The sequence below is a fragment of the Micromonospora sicca genome, assembly GCF_003172935.1.
Taxonomy (GTDB): Bacteria; Actinomycetota; Actinomycetes; order Mycobacteriales; family Micromonosporaceae; genus Micromonospora; species Micromonospora sicca.
The window spans coordinates 1-6,250 of record NZ_QGKS01000309.1; the positions used below are offsets into that span (position 1 = coordinate 1).

The following is a 6,250-nucleotide window of genomic DNA, read 5'->3' on the forward strand; positions in this document are numbered from 1 at the left end:
GCACCGCCACGATCCCGCCGGCGCGGGATCGACGCAAGACCGCACCCACCCCGAAGCAGACCCGACCTGCAACGGTCAAGACCTCACGCCTGCTGCCCTTGCGACGGCAGGTTCCCGCCCCGGCAGACTCCCCATCGGGATCTTCCGGTCAGCGTCCGGCGGGACGGACACCCCAGGAGACCAACCCGAAAGGGCCGGTCAGCCAGGTGCCGTACACGGCTCCCACCACCACCCCGCGACACCCTCACCAGGTCCGCGGGGCAACCCTCGGCCGCGGCTTCCACCGCCACGTACACGCCACCCCGATCACCGACCGGAGCGGTAGCGCCGGCCGGATGTCCGGCTTGCCGAGAATCGCATAGGGAACCAGAGACGCTCTCGACCCGTCCGGACCACCGGTCGCCCAAAGCCCTACCCCCGATCGGCCGGACCATGCCCGGTCAGGGCCGGGTGGGCGAGCAGATGCCCGAGCAGGTCGGCCAGCACGGCCAGGCCGTCCCGGCTGAGCACCGACTCCGGGTGGAACTGCACCCCGGCGAAACCCGGCCCGCGCAGCGCGTGCACCGCCCCGTCGGCCGGGTCCCGGGACAGCTCCACCGGCCCGTACGCGGTGGCCACCCGGTCGGCGTCGGCGCGTGCCGTGAACGTGGAGTAGAAGCCCACCCGGCGGGTCGCCCCGAAGACCGCCACGTCCCGCTGCAACCCCTGATACGGGGCTTCCCGCCGGTGCAGCGGCAGCCCGAGCAGCCCGGAGAGCAGCTGATGCCCGAGGCAGACCGCCAGCGTCGGTCGGCCGGCCTCCAGCAGGCCCGCCAGCAGCGCCCGCATCGTCGCCATCTTCGGCGCGGTGAGATCGCCCGGGTCGCCCGGCCCGGGGCCGACCACCACCAGGTCGTACCCGTCCACCGGGGCGGGTTCCCGCCAGTCGCGGCGGTCCACCCGCAGGCCGAGCGCGCTGAGCTGGTGGGCGAGCATGCCGGTGAAGGTGTCCTCACCGTCCACGATCAACGCGCCCAGGCCGGTGAGCCCGGGCAGCGCGGACGCGCCGGGCGTGCGCTGGTCGAGCCAGAACCGGGCCAGTGGGGCGTTGCGGGCGGCCAGCGCGGCGCGGACCTGCGGGTCGTCGCCCAGCCGGGCCGCCGGGCGGGGGCCGGCCTCCGGCGCGTCCGGGCCGAGGCCGAGCGCCGCCAGCACCCCGGCCGCCTTCGCGTGCGTCTCCGCCACCTCGCCCGCCGCGGTGGAGTGCCGCACCAGGGTCGCCCCGACCGGCACCCGCAGCTCGCCCGCGGGGGAGAGCTCCGCGGTCCGGATCAGGATCGGCGCGTCCAGGGTCTGCCGGCCGGCGTCGTCCCGGCCGAGCAGCGCGAGGACGCCCGCGTAGTAGCGGCGGCCCGCCCGCTCGTGCCGGGCGATCACCCGGCAGGCGTTCTCCATCGGGCTGCCGGTGACCGTCGGGGCGAACATCGTCTCCCGCAGCACCTCCCGGACGTCCCGCGAACCGCGCCCCGCGAGCAGGTACTCGGTGTGCGTGAGGTGCGCCATCTCCTTCAGGTACGGCCCGACCACCTGACCGCCGTGCTCGGCGACCGTGGCCATCATCTTCAGCTCCTCGTCGAGCACCATGTACAGCTCCTCGACCTCCTTCGGGTCGTGGAGGAAGCGCAGCAGGGCGTCGCGGTCCGCCGCCGCGCCGGTGTGCCGGAACGTGCCGCTGATCGGGTTCATCATCACCAGGCCGTCGTCGACGCTGACGTGCCGTTCGGGGCTGGCCCCGACCAGGGTCCGGTTGCCGGTGTGCACCACGAACGTCCAGTACGCGCCGCGCTCGCGCAGCAGCAGCCGGCGCAGCGCGGCCAGCGCCGCCACCAGCGTCGGCCCCTGCACGGTGGCCCGCATGGTCCGGTGGATGACGAAGTTCGCGCCCTCGCCCCGGCCGATCTCGTCGGCGAGCACCCGGCCGACCGTCGCGGCGTACTCGTCGTCGGCGATGTCGAAGCCCGCGCCGGTGCTGCGTACCGGGCCGTCGGGCAGGACGTCGAGCGCCTCGGCCAGTCCGATCCGATGGTGTTCGGCGATCTCCAGGCATTCCAGTGGCACCCCGTCGTCGATGCAGGCGAAGCCGCGCTCGCCGATCTGCCGGTACGGGACCAGGGCCAGCGTGCGTGGGCCGGGCGGGCCGTCCGGCAGCGGGATGTCGGCGAGCCGGTCGGCCGTGCGTACGGTGCCGGTGAACAGCTCGAGGTGGTCGGCGCCCTCGCGGCGGACGAGGGCGAACGGGCCGGGGTCGACGCCGTCGGCGACGGCGGCGAGCAGGTCGTGCGGGCGGGTCATCGAGGTCTCCTCGGGCCGGGAGCCGCCGGCGGGGCGGCCCGGGATGCCGGGGAGAGACCGGCGGCCGCCTCGTCGGGCGGCCGCGTGGGAAAGCTACGCGCGGGGGTGGGCCGCCGGGTCGGCGGGCCACCAGCAGGACAGGTGCGCGGGCATGGCGATCACTGTACGCGACCCGTCGGGCCCCGGGAACCTGATCGCCGCGTCCCGGCCGAGTCGGGATCTTGGCTTCGCCGGCCGCCCTGCCGGGTAGGTTGACCGGCGATGGACATTCTCGCTCTCGACCTGGGCACCTCCTCCGTGCGGGCACTCGTGCTGGACGCGGACGCCATCCCGCGGCCCGGCGCGCTGGCGCGGCGGAAGGTGCACGTGGTCACCGGCGAGGACGGCAGCGGCACGCTGGACGGCCGGCGGTACCTCGCCTGCCTGCTGGAGTGCCTGGACGAGCTGGCCGACGCCGGCCACCTGCGCGACATCGAGTTGGTGACGGCCTCGGCGCAGTGGCACTCGGTGGTCCCGCTGGACGCCGACGGCGAGCCGATCGGGCCGGTGCTGACCTGGCTGGACACCCGGCCGGAGCCGCCCGCGGGCGCGGCCGGTCCGGCCGACCCGGATGCCTTCCACCAGCGCACCGGCACCTGGTGGCACCGCTGCTTCTGGTCGGTCCGGCTGCCCTGGCTGCGGGAGCGCGCGGGCACCCCGGTCGCCCGCTTCGCCGGCCTGGCCGAGTACGTCCTCGGGGTGCTGCTCACCGAGGCGCCGGTCTCCATCTCGATGGCCTCCGGGACCGGGCTGGTCGACCTGCGCCGGCTGGGCTGGGACCCGGAGGCGTGCGACCTGGCCGGCGTACGCCCCGGCGAGCTGCCCCGGTTGGCCCCGATGGAATGGCGCGGCCGGCTGCGGCCGGAGTACGCCCGGCGCTGGCCGCAGCTGGCCGGAGCGCGGTGGACCGCGCCGGTGGGCGACGGCGCGGCGTCCAATGTGGGCTCTGGCTGCGTCGACCCGTCCCGGGCCGCGGTCACCGTCGGCACGTCGGCCGCGGTACGCCTCATCCAGCGGGTGCCGGCCGGAGTGGACCTGCCGCCGCTGTCGAATCAGCTGTGGCGCTACCGGGTGGACCACGAGCACGTGGTGACCGGGACGGCGTACTCCAGCGGCGGGAACATCTTCGCCTGGGCCCAGCGGGAGCTGCGGCTGCCCAGCGGCGCCGAGTTGGAGGCTGCGCTGTTCCGGGTGCCGGCGGACGGCCGGGTGATGGCCAATCCCCGCTTCGGCGGTGACCGCCCGCCGGGCTTGGCCCCGGCGGGCTCCGGTGAGCTGCGCGGGCTCAGCTTCGGCACCACCGCCGTCGACCTGCTCGCCGAGTTGATGAGGGGCCTGTGCCGGCTGGTCGCCGAGGACCTGACGGTGCTGGAGTCCGGCGTGGTGAAGCCGGCCGAGGTGGTGCTCGGCGGGGGAGCGATGGCCGCCTCGGCGTGGTGGCGGCAGGCCTTCGTCGCCGCGCTGGCCCCACGACCGGTCCGGCACCAACGACATCCGGAGATCGGGGCGACCGGGGCGGCGTTGGTGGCGCTGGGCCGGGTCGCCGACGGGGGACGGATCGGCGGCATCGGCCGGACGGACTAGGTGGACGCGCCGAACACCGTAGCCGGTGCCCGGCCGGGCTGACCGTCCTCGTTCACCGGCCGGTCAGGCCGTTGACACCGCACGCCGGCCTGGTTGGATGGACTGCGCTCCCCGAGGTGGCGGAGGCGAGGGACCGAGGAGGCATGTGTGGGTGCAGGTCCCGACCCCGATCGGGGCGCGGTCTCGAACCACCGCCGGAGTCGGTTCGACGTGCGGGTCGTGCCGCACCGCCGCCGTTCGGCCCTGCGGCTGCGGGACTGGCGGATGGGGACCAAGCTCGCCACCGTGCTGGTCATCCCCACGGTGGCCTTCCTGGTGCTGGCCGGCGTGCAGACCCGCGGCCTGGTCGGGCAGACCACCACGCTGAGCGACTTCGCCCAGCAGGTCGGCATCGGCCGGCAGATCACCGAGGCGGTGGACCGACTCCAGCGGGAGCGGGACCGGACCGCGGGCGAGCTGGCCGCGCTGCACGAGTCCGCCGGGGGCGCCGAGCGGGACGCGGCGATCGCCGCGCTGAAGCCGCTGCAGACCGCCTCCGATCAGGCCCTGGCCGACCTGCGCGGCGCGGCCGAGCCGCTCGCCGACGCCGACGCCGCCTGGCGGGTCGGCTACTCCGAGGTTCTCGAGGCGTACGACCAGGTCATCTACATTCGGGCCGCGGTGCCGCCGGCGGTGCTCAGCAGCGACACCATCCTGAGCAACTACCACCGGGCGATCGGCGCGCTGCTCGCCCTGCTGGCCCAGCCCTCGCCCGGTGACGACCAGCGGGCGCTCACCGACGCGGTGCTGCGCTACGTCCAGCTCTCCCGGGTCAAGGAGCTCTCCTCGCGGATCCGCGCCGAGCTCTACGCGGCCGCCCGCGCCGGCCGGTACGCGGCCGACGACCAGGTGGCCCTGGCCGACCTGCGGACCCAGCAGCTCACCGCCCTGGGCGCGTTCCGGGTCGTCGCGACCGCGGACCAGGTTCGCCGATACGACCAGACCTCCGAGGACCCGGGGTTCGTGGCGGCCACCAAGCTGGAGGAGACGACCCTGCCCGGCACGGCCGCCGAACCGGCGGTGCTGCTCGCGCCGGCCTGGTGGATAGTCAGCGAGCGGCGCCAGGACCTGCTGCACCGGCTCGAGAACGAGGTCCTCAACGACGCCGTACGCCGGGCCGACGCGGCCAGCTCGGGGCAGCTGCGGGACACCCTGCTGGTCGTCGGCGGCATCGGCGCGGTGCTGCTGGTCGCCGTGCTGATCTCGCTGCTGATCGGTCGCTCCATCGCCCGGTCCATGCGGCTGCTGCGCAGCCAGGCGCTGCGGATCGCGCAGGTGGAACTCCCCGACGCCCTGGACCGGCTGCGCGCCGTGGACAGCCCGGTGACCGGGATCGACGTGCCGCCGGCGGTGGTCCGTTCGCTGGACGAGATCGGCGAACTGGCCGAGGCGTTCGTGGCGGTGCACCGCAGCGCGGTCAGCGTCGCCGTCGAGCAGGCGCTGATGCGCCGCAACGTCAACGCCATGTTCGTCAACCTCGCCCGGCGCAGCCAGGTGCTGGTCGAGCGGCAGCTCGAACTCCTCGACGACCTGGAACGCGAGGAGAGCGACCCGGAGCAGCTGGAGAACCTGTTCAAGCTGGACCACCTGGCCGCTCGCATGCGCCGTAACGACGAGAGCCTGCTGGTGCTGGCCGGCACCGAGTCCACCCGGCGGTGGACCCGGCCGGTCGGCCTGGCGGCCGTGCTGCTGGCCGCCAGCGCCGAGATCGAGCAGTACCAGCGGGTCCGCCACGACTCGAGCCCCGACCTGCACGTGGTCGGGCACGCCGTCGGCGACCTGGTGCACCTCTTCGCCGAGCTGCTGGAGAACGCGACCGCGTTCTCCCGCCCGGACACCATCGTCCGGGTCACCGCTCGGGCCGAGGGCCTCGGGGCGCTGGTGGAGATCGCCGACCAGGGGCTCGGCATGAGCCCGAGCGGGCGCGCGGAGGCGAACGCGCTGCTGGCCGAGCCGCCGGCGGCCGACGTCGCGGCCTCCGAGCGGATGGGCCTGTTCGTGGTCAGCCACCTGGGGGCGCGGCACCGCATCCAGATCCGGCTGGAGGGCGGCGAGGGCGGCCTCGTCGCCCAGGTCCGGATCCCCGCCGAGCTGCTCGCGCCGGCGCCCGCCCCGCAGCTGGACGCCCCGGCGTCGCCCCGGATGCTGACCACCCCGATCGGCGCGGCCATCCGGCCGGCCACCCCAGCCGCGGTGCCGGTGACCGGGCTGCCGGCGTCGCGCCGGCCGACGGGGGTGCCGGTGGCCGGTGCCCGGC

Annotated in this window: 3 protein-coding genes; 2 read left to right on the forward strand and 1 reads right to left on the reverse strand. The window is 75.4% G+C overall.

The features are described 5' to 3' along the window. Positions 1–411 precede the first annotated feature (411 nt). The gene (locus DKT69_RS25765) at positions 412–2,331 is read right to left on the reverse strand and encodes a chorismate-binding protein (protein WP_109804086.1); all 1,920 of its coding nucleotides are present in this window, start codon (positions 2,329–2,331) and stop codon (positions 412–414) included. Positions 2,332–2,592: 261 nt separating this feature from the next. On the opposite strand from DKT69_RS25765, the gene DKT69_RS25770 reads away from it, so the two are divergent. Continuing rightward, positions 2,593–3,954: an FGGY family carbohydrate kinase gene (locus DKT69_RS25770; protein ID WP_109804087.1), complete on the forward strand. Its 1,362-nt coding sequence runs from the start codon at positions 2,593–2,595 to the stop codon at positions 3,952–3,954. Positions 3,955–4,101: 147 nt separating this feature from the next. Continuing rightward, positions 4,102–6,250 (forward strand): sensor histidine kinase (locus DKT69_RS25775; protein WP_109804088.1); only part of this gene is annotated, 2,149 nt, incomplete at its 3' end.

Excerpts from the sequence above, each read along its gene's own strand:
- DKT69_RS25765 (WP_109804086.1), bottom strand. The coding sequence starts at position 2,331 with ATGACCCGCCCGCACGACCTGCTCGCCGCCGTCGCCGACGGCGTCGAC.
- DKT69_RS25770 (WP_109804087.1), top strand. The coding sequence starts at position 2,593 with ATGGACATTCTCGCTCTCGACCTGGGCACCTCCTCCGTGCGGGCACTC.